This window comes from Oceanobacter mangrovi (assembly GCF_019740315.1).
GTDB lineage: Bacteria > Pseudomonadota > Gammaproteobacteria > Pseudomonadales > Oceanobacteraceae > Oceanobacter > Oceanobacter mangrovi.
On the sequence record NZ_JAHXZR010000008.1, the window covers coordinates 53,220 to 73,361 of the forward strand.

General features: G+C 54.8%; 12 protein-coding genes. 4 read left to right on the forward strand and 8 right to left on the reverse strand.

Annotation, left to right across the window (positions count from 1 at the left end; all coding sequences use genetic code 11):
* Positions 1-41 precede the first annotated feature (41 nt).
* The 4 genes from K6123_RS16060 to K6123_RS16075 all read right to left on the reverse strand — a co-directional run bounded on the left by K6123_RS16060 (position 42) and on the right by K6123_RS16075 (position 7,337).
* Positions 42-1,445, reverse strand: a complete 1,404-nt coding sequence (locus K6123_RS16060) for a cell division protein ZipA (protein WP_221799566.1) — start codon at positions 1,443-1,445, stop codon at positions 42-44.
* Between the two features lie 78 nt (positions 1,446-1,523).
* Positions 1,524-5,036, reverse strand: coding sequence for a chromosome segregation protein SMC (smc, locus tag K6123_RS16065; RefSeq protein ID WP_221799568.1), 3,513 nt, complete (start codon positions 5,034-5,036; stop codon positions 1,524-1,526).
* An 80-nt stretch (positions 5,037-5,116) separates the two neighbouring features.
* Positions 5,117-5,851 carry a GntR family transcriptional regulator gene (locus K6123_RS16070; RefSeq protein ID WP_221799570.1) on the reverse strand — a complete coding sequence of 245 codons (735 nt, stop codon included), beginning with the start codon at positions 5,849-5,851 and terminating at the stop codon, positions 5,117-5,119.
* Between the two features lie 619 nt (positions 5,852-6,470).
* On the reverse strand, positions 6,471-7,337 hold the full coding sequence (locus tag K6123_RS16075; RefSeq protein WP_221799572.1) for a DMT family transporter: 867 nt from the start codon (positions 7,335-7,337) through the stop codon (positions 6,471-6,473).
* Positions 7,338-7,552: 215 nt separating this feature from the next.
* On the opposite strand from K6123_RS16075, the gene K6123_RS16080 reads away from it, so the two are divergent.
* The gene (locus K6123_RS16080) at positions 7,553-8,134 is read left to right on the forward strand and encodes an NnrU family protein (RefSeq protein WP_221799574.1); all 582 of its coding nucleotides are present in this window, start codon (positions 7,553-7,555) and stop codon (positions 8,132-8,134) included.
* 174 nt (positions 8,135-8,308) lie between these two features.
* Here K6123_RS16080 and fadA read toward each other — a convergent pair whose 3' ends face one another.
* Positions 8,309-9,490: an acetyl-CoA C-acyltransferase FadA gene (gene fadA / locus K6123_RS16085; RefSeq protein ID WP_221799576.1), complete on the reverse strand. Its 1,182-nt coding sequence runs from the start codon at positions 9,488-9,490 to the stop codon at positions 8,309-8,311.
* 20 nt (positions 9,491-9,510) lie between these two features.
* A complete protein-coding gene (gene fadB / locus K6123_RS16090) occupies positions 9,511-11,673 on the reverse strand; it encodes a fatty acid oxidation complex subunit alpha FadB (RefSeq protein WP_221799578.1) in 2,163 nt (720 codons plus the stop codon).
* A 580-nt stretch (positions 11,674-12,253) separates the two neighbouring features.
* Here fadB and K6123_RS16095 point away from each other — a divergent pair.
* On the forward strand, positions 12,254-13,045 hold the full coding sequence (locus tag K6123_RS16095) for a hypothetical protein (protein WP_221799580.1): 792 nt from the start codon (positions 12,254-12,256) through the stop codon (positions 13,043-13,045).
* 143 nt (positions 13,046-13,188) lie between these two features.
* Here K6123_RS16095 and K6123_RS16100 read toward each other — a convergent pair whose 3' ends face one another.
* Both K6123_RS16100 and K6123_RS16105 read right to left on the reverse strand, forming a co-directional pair.
* Positions 13,189-13,728 (reverse strand): hypothetical protein, encoded by a 540-nt coding sequence (locus K6123_RS16100; RefSeq protein WP_221799582.1) that lies wholly within the window; start codon positions 13,726-13,728, stop codon positions 13,189-13,191.
* Positions 13,725-15,632 (reverse strand): ATP-binding cassette domain-containing protein, encoded by a 1,908-nt coding sequence (locus K6123_RS16105; protein ID WP_221799584.1) that lies wholly within the window; start codon positions 15,630-15,632, stop codon positions 13,725-13,727. The genes K6123_RS16100 and K6123_RS16105 overlap by 4 nt, the downstream gene beginning before the upstream one ends.
* 239 nt (positions 15,633-15,871) lie before the next feature.
* On the opposite strand from K6123_RS16105, the gene K6123_RS16110 reads away from it, so the two are divergent.
* Together K6123_RS16110 and K6123_RS16115 are read left to right on the forward strand one after the other, a co-directional pair.
* Positions 15,872-16,969: an efflux RND transporter periplasmic adaptor subunit gene (locus tag K6123_RS16110; protein WP_221799586.1), complete on the forward strand. Its 1,098-nt coding sequence runs from the start codon at positions 15,872-15,874 to the stop codon at positions 16,967-16,969.
* Positions 16,970-16,971: 2 nt separating this feature from the next.
* Positions 16,972-20,106 (forward strand): efflux RND transporter permease subunit, encoded by a 3,135-nt coding sequence (locus K6123_RS16115; RefSeq protein ID WP_221799588.1) that lies wholly within the window; start codon positions 16,972-16,974, stop codon positions 20,104-20,106.
* The last annotated feature ends 36 nt before the right edge of the window (positions 20,107-20,142 follow it).

Below are 20,142 nucleotides of genomic sequence, written 5' to 3' on the forward strand. Positions count from 1 at the left end.
AACTGGCGGCGGCGTTCAATAGATGGATCCTGCAAGCAGAACTAGCGACGGCGGCCGGCGGCCTGCTTTTTCGCCAGCAAGGCCTGGCGACGTTCGTATTCCTGAATCTGCTGACGATCGTGTTCAGTAGTTTGTTTGCTGAAGGTACTGAGGGTGCCGTCCTTGAGGTCGGCATCCAGATGATCCGCCAGTACCCGCGCCATCTCGGACATCGCCTGATAGGCTTCCAACGGTCGTTTGGCACCCGGCAAACTCATAAAGAAAGTCAGTCCAGCAAAATATTCGTCTTCCATGGTACGCGGGTCAAACACTCCCGGTTCGTAGGTCTGGGCGATGGAGAACTGGATCGGCCCTTTGCCATCGGCTTCTTCATAACGGTGGAAGATACGTTCAGTACCGTAGCGCAGGTCGCAACCATCGAACAGGTGTAACAGGGAACGGCCTGGGAAACCGTTTTCATCACGGGCGACGGCATGAATCACCAGTACCACTTCCGCTTGCGAGCGGCTGGACAGCTGTTCGGCATCGTCACCGGCATAGATGATCAGTTCGCTACCCTGGTCTTCACCCTGCTCTTCCTGCAGTTCGATTTCTTCATCCATATGGGTCGGTTGTTCGACTTCTTCAGCGACCCAGTCATGCGGCCCTTGTGCTGCAACTTCAGCGTCTTCTGCTGCGGTTTTGTCAGCCATTGCTTCCGCAGCATCAATAGCCTTCGCAACCGGTTGCTGCAGTTGATCGTCTTCGATCACCACTTCACGGTCACCGAGGGTTTCTACTGCCATCAGTACAGGTACTTCTTCGTCCAGGTTAACCGGTTTGGCACGCGGAATAATCGAAGCCGTTTGCTGCAGTGGCAACAGTTCCTCTTCAATTTCACGAGTACGGGTGTTCAGCCAGGACTGAATGTCTTCCTGAAAACGCGGATCGTCATCAGCGATTTCTGATGAGTCTGGTTGCGTAGACAAAGGCTGATCCAGCGTCTCACTCCATGTGGGTTCAAGGATGTCATCCTGCGGCACATCCCGTTCGCTGGCATCCGCCGATTTGTCAGCACCGGTACGTACCCGCACTTCACCGAGTTCTTCGAAACCGTCAACCTTATAGCTGTCAGCAACTGTCGCCACATTAACAGCTGCTGCTGGCCGTGGTGCCGGCTTACTCACCGGCCTGGTTGCCGCTTTTGGCAGTTCAATGGTGGGCTTGGCTTGTTCGCGGTTCACGTCCGCCGGTGTCGCGTCAGCGGCAGCACCACCCTTGACCCGAAAACCACCACTTGGCAGTTCAGGGTTGGAGTCCTTGTCCGGAAATTTGAAGTCCTTGCTGATATCCAGCTTGAGTGCTTCCGCACGGGCACGGCGCATCCGCCGGATACCATCCAGTACAACGATGACCACTGCCAGTAACCCCAGCAGAATCATCACAGTTCGCCAACTCAGTTCCATAATGTCCTCTTCATTGCCAGCCGGGCCGGATGGGTGTAGCAGTCATCCGATAACAAGGCCCTGCAGCGCAGTTCGTTTTTATTGGTCAATCATTTCTGCCGCTTCTTCCACATCGACCGAGACAAGTCGTGAAACGCCAGGTTCCTGCATGGTCACCCCCATAAGCTGAGATGCCATCTCCATCGCAATTTTGTTATGCGTAATGTAAATAAACTGGACCTTTTCTGACATTGCCTTAACCAATCGGGCATAACGGCCGACGTTAGCATCGTCCAGCGGTGCATCTACTTCATCCAACATACAAAACGGTGCCGGATTGAGCTGGAAAATAGAAAATACCAGCGCAATCGCGGTGAGTGCCTTTTCACCACCCGACAACAGGTGGATGGTGCTGTTTTTCTTGCCCGGTGGCCGCGCCATAATCGCTACGCCGGTCACCAGCATGTCTTCATCAGTGAGATCAAGCCAGGCGTGACCACCACCGAAGACCTTTGGAAACAGTTCTGCTAAACCAGCGTTAATTTTATCAAAGGTCTCTTTAAAACGGGTACGGGTCTCGCGGTCAATTTTATGGATCGCATTTTCCAGCGTTGCCAGCGCCGTCTCAAGATCGGCGTGCTGGGCATCCAGATAGGTTTTGCGTTCCGATTGCACCTTGTATTCATCAATCGCGGCCAGGTTGATGTTGCCAAGTCGACGAATTTTTTCGGCAATATCTTCAAGATCCTGCTGCCAACGCTCTACTGCCGCTTCTTCCGGCATGTTTTCCAGCACGTCTTTCAGCGTCAGTTTTTCTTCCTGCAACTGTTCGATCAGAGCCTGCCGACGAATATCCAGTGCCTGACATTCCATCCGCACCGCTTCGAGCTGGTTACGAATTTCGAGAATCAGCTGTTCCTGCCGACTGCGTTCGTTTTCAAGCTGACGCATCCGCGCTTCGGTTTCATCCAGCAGGCGTCGGGCGTCCTGCATCTGCAGCTCCGCCTGTTGCCGCTGTTCGAGCATTTCCTGCAATTCTTCTTTTAATAATTGCAGGTCGGCGGTGTGATCCTGCTGCTGACTATCGAGTACCAGCTGACGGCGCTGACGCCATTGCTGCAATTGTAGTTCAAGCCGCTGCAGGGCCGTTTCCAGCGCCTGTTTGCGACTGCTGCTTTCCCGCTGGCCCAGTTCGAACTGATGCCAGTTTTGCTGTTGTTGCTGTACTAACGCCCGTGCGTCTTCCAATTGTAGCTTGAGATCACTTTGTTGCTGCAGCAATTGGTCTCGCTCGTCGGCGTGAGTCTCAATGGCGTCGTGAGCCAGCTGGCGTTCGATTCGCAGTTCTTCAACTTCCTGTTGTTGTAACAGCCGCTGTTCACTGGCTTCTTCGAGATCGGCGTCGATGCGTTCACGCCGCTGGCCAAATTGTTCCGCTCGCGCCTGTTTGGCAGCCAGCTGGGATTTCAGCTGGGTTAACTGCTGGCTGGCTTGTTGCCACTCCCGCTGGGCGGCTTCCCGCTGCTGTTCCTGGCTGTGCAGTCGTAATTGCGCCGATTCCAGTTCCGCTTCCCACTCCTCGACGTCCATATCGAGCTGGTCCCACTGATCGTGGAGTAATTCCAGCTCTTGCTGACGGGCCAGCAGGCTGCCCTGCTCTTCCGCTGCCCGGGCGACCCGCACCCACTGGCGGCCAATACGACTGCCATCCGGGGTAATCCAGAATTCGCCCCGGGCCAGTTGACTGCGTTGAGCCAGCGCCAGTTCCAGCGAATCACAACAGCGGGCATTGGCCAGCAGATCAGACAGGTCCTGGCTGGCATTAACCTTGTGCAGCAGGGAATCACTCGCCAAAGAGCCAGGCGGCTGGCTACTTGCGGCTTTATCCCGCAATACCAGTCGGCCTTCTTTGAGGCTTTTGAGCCACTGGGCTGCGTGTGGCAAATCATCCACCAGCAGTGCGTGCAGCTGGTCGTCCAGTACCACCTCTACCGCTTGTTCCCAGCCACTCTCAACCTGCAGATGCTGCGCCAGTCGTGGCGCGCGAGCCAGCTGGTGAGTTTCGAGCCAGCGTGCGACAGCTTCGTTACTTTGCCCCAATGCCGCTTTCTGCAAGGCTTCAAGCGTGGCTTTACGGCTGCTGAGTTGACTCAGTTGCTCACGCCCGGCAGTCACCTGCCGACGTTGCTCTTCAATATGGGCACGCGCCGTTTCAAGCTGGCCTCGAGCCTGCTCGGCTCGCATTTGCTGTTCTTCTGACTGCAACTCAAACTCACTGACCTCTTCGGCCAGCAGTTCAATTTCTTCCAGCTCCGGATTATCCAGCAGCTGTTGTTTTTCGGCCTGCAGTTTCTGGATCTGCTGATCCAGCCGCAGCAGTTGCTGTTCCAGCGACTGAATACGGGTTTGCGCAACTTCCGCCTGGCGCGCCGGTTCACCGGCTCGCTGGGTAAATTGTTGCCACTGGTCTTGCCAGCGGGATTGCGCCAGCTCGACGTCTTCCAGTTCCAGCCGGGCCTGTTCCAGCTGTTCGCGCAGCAGTTCCTGTTCAAGGTCCAGATCAAACGAGCTATTTTGCAATTGCTCCAGCTCGAACTGGTCGGATTCTATCGACTGTTGTAATTCGAGAATCTGACGCTCGGCTTCCTGCAGGTTACGATCGAGTTCCAGCGACATTTGCGACTGGTGCTCAATCTTCTGTTCCTGGCGGGCAATACGGGCACCGATTTCGTAAAAACGCCCCTGATGAGTCTGAAAGTCGTCGTTACGCTCCTGCTGCTGCAGTCGCAGGGATTCATTTTCGGCATCGATATGAGTCTGACGCGCCTGATGCTCGTCCATGCGCGTCTGATGCTGGGCAATTTGTAATTCGCGCTGGCGGTAGTCCTGATCCAGCAGCTGCCATTTCAGTGCTTGCAGCTGGGCCTTCTTTTGCCGCTCTTCGGTTTTTAATGCCTTGTATTTTTCAGCAGCATCGGCCTGCCGTTGCAGGTGTCCCAACTGCCGTTCAAGCTCATCACGAATATCCTGCAGGCGTTCGAGGTTTTCCATCGTCCGCCGCATGCGGTTTTCGGTTTCACGGCGGCGGTCCTTGTAACGGGAAATCCCTGCCGCTTCTTCAACGTAAACCCGCAATTCGTCCGGCTTGGCTTCAATCAGCCGCGAAATCATGCCCTGTTCAATGATGGCGTAGGAACGCGGTCCAAGGCCTGTGCCGAGGAACAGGTCGGTGATGTCTTTACGGCGACAGCGGGCACCGTTGAGGAAATAGTTCGACTGACCGTCTCGGGTGACCTGTCGACGCACACTGATTTCGTTATAGGCGGCGTATTCGCCACGCAAGGTACGGTCGGAATTATCAAAGATAAGGTCAACGCTGGCTTTACCAACCGGCTTGCGTTCCGACGAACCGTTAAAAATAACGTCCGTCATGGCATCGCCACGCAGGTATTTGGCCGAGCTTTCACCCATTACCCAGCGCACGGCATCAATCGTGTTGGATTTGCCGCAGCCATTGGGTCCAACAATACCGGTCATATTGGTGTTAAAACTGACCGTGGTTGGATCGACAAATGACTTGAAACCAGAAAGCTTGATGGCCTTGAGGCGCATGGGAAATCAGTTCACCGGGCTACTTTAGAAGCCCGGTATCATAACCATGAAGTATCAGCTTGAATATGGGTCAGGTGGAGTTAGCGAGATGCGGTTCCGCTCTGGTCCTGAATGGCTTGTATGACCAGCGCGCTATGGCGTTTGAAATAGCCATTAACCAGTTCAGAGACCTTGTCGATTTGATCGCCCAGCGCGAAATCCACCAGATTTGCCATAAAGGAGGTGGTTTCATCCATCTCACTGAGGTTATTGCGAACCGCCAGCGCCAGCGCCCGCTGTACCGGTGGTCGCAGGTTCTCCAGCGCAGTAGTCAGATATTCATTGTCGGCCACTTCAGCGGCATTACTGATCAATTCGAAGTTGGCTTCAATAAACAGGTTTTCATCATGTACGGCCGCCGACTTGCGCAACTTGTCAGTCAGGCCGGACAACTGCTGGCGATCACTGTCGGAACAGCTCCAGCTGAGTTTTTCGGCCAGCATTTCCAGCAAGTTGCCATACAGCCGATACAGACCACGTACCCGCTCGGCATTGAGTTCGGTTACGAAGGCACCACGACGCGGCAAAATGGTAATCAGATGGCGACGTTCCAGAATCAGCAGCGCTTCACGCACGGAACCACGACTGACCTGCAGCTCGTTAACGATGCGGGCTTCCTGAATACGCTCATTGTTGACCATTTCGCCCTGAATAATTCGGCTTGCCAGATGGTTGGCAATTTGTTCTGCCAGGCTCTCGGCGACTACAAACGCCATGTCTTTTTCCTCACGACCAAAACCCTGTTCATCGTTTGCCTCTGCCAGGTCTGCTGGCAAAGGCTATCCATTCATTACATTAGATTACAGCTACTTATGCATCATAACGAATCATTCGTAAACCATCAGGTTATATCGACGTGTTACGGACCTGCTGTCTGACCATATTAATTATGGCTGAAAAACACCCAGCCAGCTGATTTTTACAAAATTCGTTGACGATCCGCAGGCTGATCAGACCTTACTTCCGCGTACATCCGGGAGCATTGTAAGAAATTGTAACCTATCAGGATCGTATAAATAAGCTCCCCCGATCAGCCACCAGCCAATTCTGTTAACCGGTGAATATTACGATTATCAGGGACGACTTCCGTGACCTGGGCCGGAATAACCCGCTCAACAAAGCCAGACAGTAATTCTTGCGTTCCAAAGACGCCATAAAATGAAATGTCTATCCGCCAGGAAAGCCGGAAAAGTGAACATTTTTCAGCCACCTAAACATCTTATGAGTGGTGTTATAAAACAAGAAACAAATAGAATTCGACCATATGGTCAGGATATATCCATTATATCGACAAGGTTATTAATAAAGAATCGATCAATAAATCAACGAATCTTTTAATATCTATTATTACCAAATGGCCAATCGCAATGACTTCAGCTCCCCCCTAAAAAGGCATCAGACCGCTTTCTTGAACCGCAATACCACAAAGACCCCCACCACAATCATGGCCATGGCGCCAATCATCGCCAGACTCAATGTTTCCTGCAGGACGATTGCTCCCATCACCACCGCCAGTGCTGGTACCAGCAGCTGTAATTGCGCTGCCAGCTGTAATCCCAGCCGCGGTAATACCTGATACCAGCCAAAATAACCGATCCCGGAAGCTACGCCACCAGACAGCAAGGCCAGCCCCCAGGCTTGCCAATGCATCGGTTGTTGCCACTGCACCAGCGGAATCAAGCTGAGCACCAACACGGCAGCCAGCACAAAGGCGGTTTGAACATCCTTCAGCGGTGCAGAGGATCCCTGCCCCAGCAGCACAAAACCACTCCAACCCAACCCCGCCAGAATCATCAGCAGCACCGGCAGCAATTCAGCAGAACCACTGCCGGGTAATAGCAGCCCGGCCAGGCCAGCCATCGCCAACAGGATTCCCACTATCTGCATCGGTGTATAAATAACCCCTCGAATCAGGCTGACGCCCTGCAGGCTCAATTGCACCGTGGTAAACAGGATAAAAGCACCAAGTCCGGTATCCAGCTGCACGTAGGCGGCCGAAAAGCCCGCCGCATACACAAACAGCGTCAGTGCCAGCAGCCAGTTGCGCCGTTGCTGCCAGAATGCGCTTGCAGCTCTCGGCGTGGCTATCAACCTGCGGCGACTGAGCTGTAACAGCAGACTCAGCATCAAGGCTCCAGACCACAGCCGCACCAGCGTGAACAAGGCCGGATCAAACTGGTATTCCCGCAACGCCCAACGACACAGCAGCGAGTTGGCTGCAAAAGCGATCAGCACCAGCGTTGTTATAAGTCCCAGTGGCATAAGCGATATCCTTGTTGGCGGCATGCCTGAATGAATAGTCAGAGCATCTGAAAGCAAGATAGCCAGAAACAACCGCTCTGATAGTTATCAGGCTGGCTGTCGATACTGGCGGTTTCCCTGTTGGCGGGCAATGGCTACTATGGGCCGAATTTCGTTGGCCTAACGGCCGATGATGACTGCCGGATTTATTCACTAACGACAGATAGAGATTGCAGATGACCTTGCTGATTATCGGCCTGATTATTTTTATTGGCGTACATTCCATTGTGCTGGCAGCTCCCGGCTGGCGTGAGCAAACCATTCAGAAACTGGGCAAAGCCAGCTATCAGGCCGTGCACGGCGTACTGGCACTGGTGTCTCTGCTGCTGATTATTAAGGGCTATGGTGACGCTCGTATGAGCCCGACCTGGTTGTGGATCGCGCCGGTCTGGACCCGCCATATCGCTGCCCTCTTCACGCTGATGGCGTTTATTGTGCTGGCTTCGGCCTATATTCCGGGCACCTGGATCAAGGCCAAGACCGGACATCCGTTACTGGCAGCGATCAAGGCCTGGGCGTTTGCTCACCTGCTGGCCAACGGCGGTCTGCACGATGTGCTGTTGTTTGGCTCAATCCTGGCCTGGTCCATCGTGGCTTATATCGTCCATCGCAAACGTGATCGTAAAAACGGCGTGACCTACCAGCATCAGGGCATTGCTCGCGATCTGATCGCGCTGGTTGCTGGTCTGGTGAGTTGGGCAGCGGTGGCGTTCTGGCTGCACGGTATGTTGATTGGCATTGCGCCGTTTGGGGTTTGATTCGGTCAAACTCCGGCAAGCTATAAACAAAAACCCCGCTGTTGCCAGCGGGGTTTTTGTTTACTCGACGTTTGTCGCCTGAAAGCTGGGCTATCTCATGCCCATGTTCCGACATGAGAATGCAGACCTGTACTCCCACGCAGGAACGCAGGAGCAAGGACGACCTCCCAGACGTCAGTCCAGTCGTTCCCAAACAGTCGCGATACCCTGTCCCAAACCAATACACATGGTTGAAACACCGTAACGACCACCCTTGTCTTCCAGCACGTTCAACAGCGTGGTGGAAATGCGGGCGCCGGAGCAACCGAGCGGGTGACCCAGCGCGATAGCGCCGCCGTTGACGTTAATGCGTTCGTCGGCGATTTCGGTCAGTTTCAGATCCTTGATGCACGGCAGTGACTGTGCAGCAAAGGCTTCGTTCAGTTCCCAGTAGTCGATGTCGGTAGTTTCCAGACCGGCACGCTTCAGCGCCTTTTTGGTCGCAGGCACCGGGCCGTAACCCATGATGGCGGCATCAACACCGGCAACTGCCATAGAGACGATCCGGGCACGAGGCTTGAGGCCCAGTTCTGCGGCTTTCTCGGCACTCATCAGCAACATGGCGGCAGCGCCGTCGGTGATCTGGGATGAGGTACCGGCGGTCACCGTACCATTCTTGGGATCAAACGCCGGACGCAGCTGGCCGAGGGTTTCCGCGGTGGTTTCCGGACGAATGGTTTCGTCTTCCGTCACCAGCACCTGTTTGCCATCGGCATCGTGGCCATAAACCGGCACGATTTCATTTTTAAACTTGCCATCCAGAGTCGCCTGATGGGCACGAGCGTGAGAACGGGCAGCAAACGCGTCTTGCTGCTCACGGGTAATACCGTGCATCTTGCCGAGCATTTCCGCAGTCAGGCCCATCATGTTGGAAGCCTTGGCGAAGTGTTTCGAAGACGCCGGGTTATGGTCAAAACCATGGGTCATTTCCACGTGGCCCATGTGCTCAACACCACCGACCACAAACACATCACCGTTGCCAGTCATGATCGCCTGGGCGGCAGTATGAATAGCGCTCATGGCGGAACCACACAGACGGTTAACCGTCTGGGCACCGGCTTCTTTTGGCACCTTGGTCAGCAGACCAATCTGGCGGGCAACGTTAAAGCCCTGCTCTTTGGTCTGGTTCACACAGCCCCAGATAATGTCTTCCACCAGCTTCGGCGGCACATTCGGGTTACGGTCAAACAAGGCGTCGATCAGGGTTGCAGACAGGGTTTCTGCCCGTACGTGGCGGAATACGCCACCTTTGGAACGGCCCATCGGTGTGCGAACCGCGTCAATCACTACAACGTCTTTTGGATTCAGGGTTGTCATGTTTATCTCCAGGTTCGCTCTTATTCTGCTGCCGCTTGCGGGAAGTAGGATTCACCTTTGGCGGCCATTTCACGCATGCGTTCGGTCGGCTGGTACAGCTTGCCGAGATGCGCGTATTGGTCACACAGGGCAACAAATGCCGCCAAACCAACGGTGTCCATGTAACGACAGGCACCGCCGCGGAATGGAGGGAAGCCAATACCAAAGATCAGACCCATATCGGCTTCAGCCGGAGTCGCAACAATGTTTTCTTCCAGACAGCGAGCGATTTCGATACACATTGGAATCATGCAACGGGCGACGATTTCGTCGGCATCGTAGTCTTTGGCTTCAGCCACTACAGGCTTGATCAGCTCATAGGCCACTTCATCAGCCACTTTCTTTGGCTTGCCCTTGCGATCTTTTTCGTACTTGTAGAAGCCCTTGTTGTTCTTCTGGCCGTAACGCTCGTTTTCGAACATCACTTCCATTGAAGTCTTGTAGTCGGCCTTCATGCGATCCGGGAAGCCTTCCGCCATCACTTCGTTGGCGTGCACGCCGGTGTCGATACCCACCACGTCGAGCAGATAGGCCGGGCCCATCGGGAAGCCGAACTTCTCCATCACCTTGTCGATTTGCTGGAAGTCAGCACCGTCACGTACCAGCGCCGCAAAACCGGCGAAGTACGGGAACAACACGCGGTTTACCAGGAAGCCCGGGCAGTCGTTCACCACAATCGGGGTTTTGCCCATTTGCTTGGCATAGGCCACCACAGTTGCAACGGCTTCATCGGAAGTTTTTGAACCACGGATCACTTCCACCAGCGGCATCATGTGTACCGGGTTAAAGAAGTGCATACCGAGGAAGTTTTCAGGGCGCTTGAGGTCAGCCGCCAGCAGGTCAATGGAAATGGTCGAGGTGTTGGAAGTCACAATGGTGTCTTCGCTGACCTGATTTTCCAGATCCGCCAGTACCGCTTTCTTGACCTTGGGATTCTCAACCACGGCTTCGACAACCACATCGACATCGCCGAAGTCGCCGTAGCTCAGGGTTGGACGAATACGGTTGAGGGCTTCACCCATTTTCATTGGCGTCATCTTGCCCTTTTCAACCCGCTTCGACAGCAGCTTGTTGGCTTCAGACAAACCCAGCTCAATACCGGCTTCGTTGATATCCTTCATCAGGATTGGGGTGCCTTTGTAGGCACTCTGATAGGCAATACCACCACCCATGATACCAGCACCCAGTACGGCCGCCTTTTTGGTTGGTTTGGCTTGCTTGTCGTATTCCTTGGCTTTTTTCTTCAGCAGCTGGTCGTTCAGGAACAGGCCGATCAAGGCCTGGCTTTCTGTCGACTTGGCCAGCGTGGCGAAACCTTTGGATTCGGTCTCCAGCGCCTTGTCCCGAGTCATGCTGCAGTGCTTCTGGATGGTCTTGATGGCCATGATCGGTGCCGGGTAATGGCCCTTGGTCTGGCCCATCACAAAGCCCTTGGCGGTTTCAAACACCATCATGGCTTCCATCGAATTCAGCTGCATCTTGCCGGTCTTTTCAGCCCGACGTTGCTGCCAGTTGATTTCACCGCTAATAGCAGACTTCAGCATTGCAATGGCGTTGTCGCGCAAGGTTTCCAGCGGGAAAACGGCATCCACAGCGCCATCAGCCAGCGCCTTGTCAGCTTTCTGCTCGTTACCCATGCAGATCCATTCGATGGCGTTATCAGCACCAATAACCCGTGGCAAACGTACGGTACCGCCAAAGCCCGGCATGATGCCAAGTTTGACTTCCGGCAGACCGATTTTGGCACTGTCAGCCATCACGCGGATGTCTGTAGACAGCACCATTTCCATACCGCCACCCAGTGCAATGCCGTTGATGGCAGACAGGGTTGGCACCGGCAGATCTTCTACCGCACTGAAGATAGCATTGGCATAACCGAGCCATTCAATGATGGCGTCTTCGCTACCGGCAAAATAACTGCCGAATTCGGTGATATCAGCGCCGACGATAAAACTGTCCTTGGCGGAAGTGACCAGCACCCCCTTAACAGCTTCGTTAGCAGCAATGGCCGCAGTCGCCTGCTCCAGTTCCTGCAATGCAGCGCGGTTGAATTTATTGACGGATTCGCCTTGCAGGTCGAACTTCAGCTCGGCGATATCACCTTCGATCATGCTTACCGTGATGGCTTTACCTTCGTAAATCATCAACTGATCTCCAAGTGTGGTTAGCTTTGGCACTGCCCGTCGGTTGCAGGCAGTAGTCTTGTTATTTTGCTGTCTTGCTGCGTTCCGCCCACTCCCTGCGGCAAAACCGACAGCCTGATCATTCAAACAATTGATTCATACGACCGTTTGAAACTGCAAGTACCTTCGTTGAATCAGGGGACAAAGTCAATAGCCTGATAATAGCCAAATCCACTGACTGCTGTTCGAGTACAAGGCAACAACCACAGTTCAAACACAGCAGCCTGAATCATCAGGCAAACACTTGCATTACCCATAAGTCACCATTCAACGATTCATAAAAGAACCGTTAAATAATTCAAAAAACCGGATTGCAACAAATGAGAGCTGTTGCACAAATCCTCATAAAAAACGCCACTATTCACGCCTTTGAGTCTTACTACCAATGTATTAGAACGGGACATCCTGCCAGGAATGCCTTACTATCGAATGACCCAAGGGATCTGGGCTGTCTTACCAGGCACGCCAAAGCTATTCCTCAAGGCACCACAAGAAGTAGCCGGGTAAACATAAAATAATCATAAAAAAGACAGAGGCCGCTATGAAAAAAATCCTTCGCCACGCAGGGGTTGTCCTGACCCTGTTAATCTGCTCGTTCTCAGCCAACGCTGCTACCGATCAACTGATGACTCACCTGCAACACATGCGTCTTGCTTCCGTGGGCATCATGACTGACTTCTTCATGTATACCGGGCTCGAGGGAGACCGCAAATACGCCCGCCGCATGCAGTCTGACGTTGAATCGTTTGAAACCGCGATGCAGAAAGCCATCGAAAATGCTTCCCGCAACGAACACAAGAATGAGCTGAACGGTATCCAGAATGACTGGCTGGCATTTACCAACTCACTCAACAGCAACCGCAACCTGATCCAGAACCAGGGCTTCCCCAGTGTCGAAATGGTCAATGACCTGACCCGCCTGAACTCCAGCCTGACCGAACGGATCGGCTCCTTCTACAAGCTGCTGGCTGGTAACTCCGACACTAATCCGCTGGTGCAGCGCACCCGTGAAATGGCGCTGATGCTGCAGGAGATGACCACTCAATACGCTGCTTCAGCGTCGATGGATCACGACGCCAACTTCCTCGATGAATACCAGACCAGTATGCAGAAGCTGACTTCTGATTTTGAATTCAAGCTGGAAGATCTGCGCGCCCAGGCCAATGCCAAGTCCAACTACGTTCTGATGGACAACATCAATAACAAGTGGCGCTTCCTGCGTAACTCCATCACCCGTCAGCACGAAATGGACGTGCCTTTCCTTGTGATCAGTTACAACGACCGCATTATCCGTCACCTGGAAGAACTGGAAGGCAAGATCGGCAATTCATGAAAGGGTAAGGAGCCTGCTCCAGCTCCCTGATTGAAAGACTGCAAGAACGAAAAGACAGCAAGAAAAAACGGCGCTGCTGATGATTCAGCAGCGCCGTTTTTGTTTGTCGAGGATTTGGCCGCCGAGGCGAAAACGCATCAGGATCAGCCTTTCAAGCCATCCGCCACGCTTTTCAGACCTTCCAGCACTTTGAGATATTTCTCGGCTGAGGCAGTTTTCTGCTCCGCCGGAAACAGCGTGATACGGTTTTCAAACACTTCCAGCATCACCAAACCATCATCCAGTGACGACAACAAACGCACCAGCTGTGGTGCCAGTTGTTCTGCAGCGGCCAGCTGTCGATCATGATCCTTGCCCGCTGGCAGATCATGCCAGGCCCATCCATCTGGTAAACCTGCAGTTTCCCAGCCAGTCTGGCCAACCACCCGGAACAACAGCGCCTGGCGTGGTTTTTCACCATGGGGCTGCGCTGGCAGCATCAGGGTGTAACCGGTAGCGGTAATATCTTCCCGCACACCGCTACGGGCGGAGTCGACCTTGAAGGTTTGCTGGCGAATTTGCAGCCCGGCCCGAATCGCAGACAGCCGCAGGTCGGCCAGGCGCTGATCCCGGGCGCTGGGTTTGAGCCAATAGATAGACCCAAACAGCATCAAACCAACAGCAACAAAAACCAGCCAGGTCATGAAGCCATTTCCTCCAGTTCCAGCCAGCGCTCTTCCAGCTGTTCCAGTTTTTGTTCTGCTGCTGCCAGCTGAGCCAGTGCTGCTTGCACCTTGTCCTGATCACCGCTGTAGAAATCCGCAGCACCGGTTTGCTGTTGCAGGGCATCCCGAGTCGCCTCGGCTTCGGCAATCATATCCGGCAGCATGTCCAGTTCGCGTTGCAGCTTGTACGACAGCTTTTTGGCTGGCGCAGCTTTGGCCGCTTCGGCTTTGGGAGCCGCTTGCTGGGTTTGTTGCTTCTGCTGATTGGCTTTTTCTAGCGCCTTGAATTGCGCCGCCTGGGCTTTCTTGCGTTCTTCCCAATCGCTGTAGCCACCGGCTTGTTCATCGATACGGCCTTCGCCCTCAAACACCCACATCTGGGTAATGACATTATCCAGGAAGGCCCGGTCGTGGCTCACCAGCAACAGGGTGCCATCGAATTCCATCAGGCGTTCTTCCAGCAACTCGAGGGTTTCCACGTCGAGGTCGTTAGTCGGTTCGTCCATTACCAGCAGGTTGCAGGGCTTGAGGAACAGCTTGGCCAGCAACACCCGGTTACGCTCACCACCCGACAAGGCACGCACAGGAGTGCGGGCACGTTCTGGCGGGAACAGGAAGTCGCCCAGGTAACCAATCACATGGCGGCTGATGCCGTTCACAATCACGTGATCCTTGCCATCGGCAACGTTGTCAGCAATCGACTTGTTATCGTCGAGCATTTCTCGTGACTGGTCGAAGTAGGCAACTTCCAGCTTGGTGCCGGTTTTCAGAGTACCAGTCTGAGGTTGCAGGGTTCCCAGCAGCAGTTTCAACAGGGTTGATTTACCCACGCCGTTGGGGCCAACCAGACCAATCCGGTCGCCACGCTGGACAATGGTGGAGAAGTCAGCGACCTGAGCCTGATCGGCCCAGCTGTAGTTAACCTGATCCAGTTCGAAAACGATCTTGCCGGAGGAGTCCGTGCTGGTCATGGCAATATTGGCAGTGCCCTGACGCTCACGACGGGCACCACGTTCCTTGCGCATTTCCTTCAGACGTTCAACCCGGCCTTCGTTACGGGTACGACGGGCCTTGATGCCCTGGCGAATCCACTTTTCCTCTTCCGCCAGCCGCTTGTCGAACAAGGCATTCTGGGTTGCTTCATCTTCCAGACGCTTTTCGCGGTACTCAATAAAGCTGAGGTAATCGCCCTGCCAGTTATAGAGATGACCACGATCCAGCTCGATAATACGGGTCGACAGATTCTGCACAAAAGCCCGGTCGTGGCTGATAAATACCAGCGTGCCCTGGAATTGTTTGAGCTGGTCTTCAAGCCACTGAATGGTGGCGATGTCCATGTGGTTGGTTGGTTCGTCGAGAATCAACAGTTCCGGTTCGACCACCAAAGCCCGCGCCAACATCACCCGCCGCTGCCAGCCACCACTGAGGCTGGCGAAACTGGTTTCGGCAGGCAGGTTCAGACGCTGGATAATAGCGTCCACCTTCTGCTGCCAGCTCCAGCCATCCTGACTTTCGATGCGGGTTTGCAGCTTTTCCAGCAAATCCAGATCAGCATGCTCACCTTTCATGGTCTCATCATGATAGGCGGCAATGTCGTCGCCCAACTGACCCAGCCCCTGCGCCACGACGTCGTATACCGGAATGTCTACCTTGGCTGGCAGTGCCTGTTGCAACACCGCCATTTTCAGCAGATCACGGCGCTGTACCACGCCATCATCCGGGATCACCTCGCCGGTGAGCACTTTCAGCAGCGTTGACTTGCCTTCGCCGTTACGTCCGACCACACACACCCGTTCGCCGTTCTGGATATCCAGATCGACCTTGTCGAGCAAGACATGATCACCGAAAGCCAGTTCGGCCTGCTTTAAACTCACCAACACCATACCAATGCCTGTAACCTTCTGGTCTGCAACAGCTGCGATACTTTGCCAGCGCCACAAACAGTCATATAACCAATAAAATAGGGTCAGCAGTTTACTGGCCTGGCCCAGATGTGAACAGCCTTGTTGGTCACCTTGTCGGGAACAGTGAGACTGACGCGTTCATATTGCAGCCGTAACTGTTTATCATCGTGGAAAACAATTACGCCAGCCCAACTGGCGACCAACAAGGAAGAATCATCATGCGTCTGGCTCTTAATCGCGGTCACCTGGTCGCTATTCTGCTGGTTCTCGGCACCCTTGGCTGGATGCTCAGTGGCGATACTGATCAGCCAACAAGGTCTGACACCGACAGCCTGCGTCCAACCACAGCTAACAGTCTTCCACGGGTACAGGCCAGCCATCTGCAACCCCAGCCCCATCAGCAACAGATTCGTTTATCCGGCCAGCTGGCAGAGGGCCGCCAGGTCACCTTGCAGGCGGAAATCAAGGCCAAAGTGGTGGCAATTCAGGCTCGTAAAGGCCAGCAGGTCAAAGCCGGTGAATTATTGTTACAACTCGACAAACGCGACTGGCCGGCACGGGTAAAACAGGCGGAGGCCAATCTCAAACAACGGCAACTGGAACAACAAAGCGCCCGCAGATTGTCTGAACAGGGACTCGCCAATCAGTCCTTGCTGGCGCAGGCAGAAACCGCGCTGGCCAATGCCGAAGCCGAACTGACGTCTGCCAGGCTGCAACTGGCCGCCACCGATATTCGGGCGCCGTTCGACGGTATCGTCAACAATCGTATGGTGGAAACAGGCGATTACGTGCGGGAAGGCGGCCAGCTGTTACAGCTGGTTGATGTGTCGCCCTACAAGGCGGTGGCCGGACTGCCGGAAAACCAGCTGAATCAGGTGCAAAGCGGCATTCATGCCCGTGTTAAACCCGTTAGTGGCCCTGCGGTAGCGGGCCAGATCAGCTTTGTTGCTGTGCTGGCCAACCAGGCCACCCGCACCTTCCGGCTGGAAGTCGAGATTGCCAACCCGGATAACCAGCCCGTCGCCCTGGGCCAAAGTGCCGAAATCATTATTCCCCTGACAACCCGCCCGGCCTATCGGGTTTCCCCGGCCCTGTTGATTGTGGATGACAGCGGCCAGCTGGGCCTGAAAACCCTGGACCAGCAACAGCGTGTGCAATTTACTGCCGTCGAGCTGGAAGGGGCCGAACAGGATGGTGTCTGGGTATTTGGCCCAGAGCAGCTTGATCTGATCACCCAGGGCGCCGGTTTCGTCAATGTCGGCGATCAGGTCGAAGCCGTCTGGCAAACCACCAGCTCGGCGACTCCGGAGAACTGATCATGCTGCAACTGATTGATGCGGCACTGAGCCGTACCCGCACGGTACTGATGCTGTTTACCCTGTTAATGATCGCTGGCGTGATGGTACTGATGAGCATTCCCAAGGAAAGTTCGCCCGACGTCACCGTGCCGATTGTGTATGTGTCGGTAAGCCACGAGGGGATTTCACCGGAAGACGCCGATGCCCTGATCTACAAGCCGCTGGAACGGGAATTACGTGGTCTCGATGGCCTCAAGGAAATGGTCGCTACCGCCACTACCGGTCACCAGTCGATCAAGCTGGAATTCTACTCCGATGTCGATATCGACCAGGCACTGCTGGACGTGCGTCAGAAAGTGGACGACGCTCGCGCCGACCTGCCCGCCGACAGTCATGAGCCACGGGTGCTGGAAATCAACGTCGCGCTGTTCCCGATTGCCGTTGTGACGCTCTCTGGTGATGTCAGTGAATCGGTTCTGTACGCCGTCGCCAGTGACCTGCAGGATCGCCTCGAAGCCATTCCTGGGGTGCTGGAAGCAGACATCAAGGGCAAGCGTGAGGAAATCGCCGAAATTATCGTTGACCCGACCCGGCTGGATAACTATCAGCTGTCGATGAGTGAGCTGGCTCAACTGGTTTCCAACAACAGTTCGCTGGTTGCCACCGAAGACCTGCAAAACCAGCAAGGCCGTTTTGCCATTCGTATTCCCGGACTGGTCGAAGACATCAATGACATCCTCAACATGCCGGTCAAGGTATCTGGTAATCAGGTGGTGCTGTTCCGCGATATTGCGGTTGGTCGACTGGCCTATAAAGACCGCAGCAGCGCCGCCAGAATCAACGGTCATCCGGCAGTAACGCTGGAAATCAAAAAGCGCATTGGTGCCAACATTATCGAAAGTGTTGAGCAGGTGCGGGCGGTGATCGAGCAGGTCAAACCCTATTGGCCGCAAGGCGTTGAGGCGGGCATCATTCAGGACGGCTCACGCGAGATCAATAACCTGCTCAACGACCTGTTTAACAACGTGCTGGTCGCCACCCTGATGGTGATGGCCGTGGTGCTTGGCAGTCTCGGAATTCGCAACTCCATCCTGATTGGGCTGGCCATTCCCGGCGCCTTCCTGATGGGAATTATCTGGCTCAGCCTCAGTGGCAGCACCATGAACATGGTGGTGCTGTTTGCACTGATTCTGGCCGTCGGCATGCTGGTTGACGGTGCCATTGTGGTGACCGAATTTGCCGACCGGCGGCTGGCTGAAGGTGATGCTCCGAAGCAGGCCTACGCGGCGGCAGCCAAACGGATGGCCTGGCCCATTATCGCCTCTACCGCCACGACCCTGGCGGTGTTTTTGCCACTGCTGTTCTGGCCCGACGTCACTGGCGAGTTCATGAAATACCTGCCACTGACGCTCCTGTATACCCTCACGGCGTCATTGGTGATGGCCCTGATTGTGGTGCCGGCGATGGGATCGCTGCTGGCCCGTCCGGTGACCGCAAATAGCACCACAGACCCTGCTATTGCTCTCATCATGGCGGCGGAGCGCGGTGAATTCGAAAAAATCGGCGGCATCGCAGGTGTCTATATCCGCTTGCTTCGACAAGCCTTGCAGCGGCCGCTGCTGATTCTGGCGCTGGCACTGCTCGCCATGGTCGGTTCTTTCTACCTGTACGGAAGCCACGGCCACGGCGTTGAATTTTTCCCGGAAGTTGACGCCGATATTGCTCTGATTGATGTGCGGGCGCGCGGCAACCTGTCGATGGACGAACGCGAAACGCTGGTGAATCAGGTCGAAGCGCTGATTTTCGACATGGACGAAATTGAATCCGTCTACACCACCGCCATGGTCAAACCCGCCAACGACGGTGCTCCCGACCAGATTGGCCGCATCCAGATCGAGCTGGTCGACTGGGAGCAACGACGTCCAGCCAATACTATCCTGACCGAAATTGAGCAAAAAGCCGCCGCCATTCCCGGCATTATTGTCGAAACCCAGAAGAAACAGGGCGGCCCCGCCGGTGGTGCTGATATCCAGCTGCAGCTGACCGGCCGTACAGGCGACACCATCATTCCGGTGCTGGAGCAGGTCCGCAAGATTTTTGAGGCCGACCCTGACCTCAAGGATATTCGGGATGACCGCCCACCAGAAGGCATCGAATGGCAGTTAAAGGTCGACCGTCAGCAAGCCGCCGAACTCGGCGCCAGCATCTCTGCCACTGGCGGCATGGTGAGGATGCTTACTGGCGGCCAGAAGGTCGGCAGCTTTCAGCCGGATTTTACCGATGATGAAGTGGATATCGTGCTGCGATACCCGGAAAACCGCCGCACCATCAGCGACCTCGACGGCTTTAACATCACCACGCCCTACGGGCTGGTACCAGTCAGTCAGTTTATGCAGCAGCAGGCCATTCCCCGCAGTGGCGATCTGGTTCGTATTGATGGCAAACGCCGTTACCGACTGACCGCCAACGTCCGCGAAGGAGTCAATGCCACAGAAAAGATCCGCCAGCTGGGTCAGCAAATGCAGCAGATCGATTGGCTCAAGGCGGGTGTCGAACCCAGATTCCGAGGGGATTTTGAACAAATGGCCACCACCGGGCGCTTCCTTGGCATCGCCTTTGGTATTGCCATCTTCCTGATGGCGACGATTCTGGTCACCCAGTTCAACAGCTTCTATCAGACAACCCTGATCATGAGCGCCATTGTGCTGTCGATTGTGGGGGTGCTGATGGGCCTGCTGATCCGTGGAGAGCCGTTTGGCATCGTTATGAGCGGCGTTGGTGTGATTGCCCTGGCGGGCATCGTGGTCAACAACAATATCGTGCTGATCGACACCTATAACCGTTTACGGCAAGAAGGGCTGGATGCCGTCGACGCCGCCCTGCGTACCGGTGCCCAGCGTTTGCGACCTGTGTTGCTGACGGCCATCACCACGGTATTGGGATTGATGCCAATGGTGCTGCAATGGAATATCGACCTGTTGCATCGCCATTTCAGTATTGGTGCGCCGTCATCCCAGTGGTGGACCCAATTATCTACCGCCATCGCTGGCGGCTTGACGTTTGCGACTGTGCTGACGCTGATTCTGACCCCTTGTTTGCTGGTTCTGGTGGACCGAAAACGGCCAATAAATACGCTAACGGCTAAAAAGCCCTAGTCTCTGATCAAAACTCAGCCAGAAAGGACAATAATT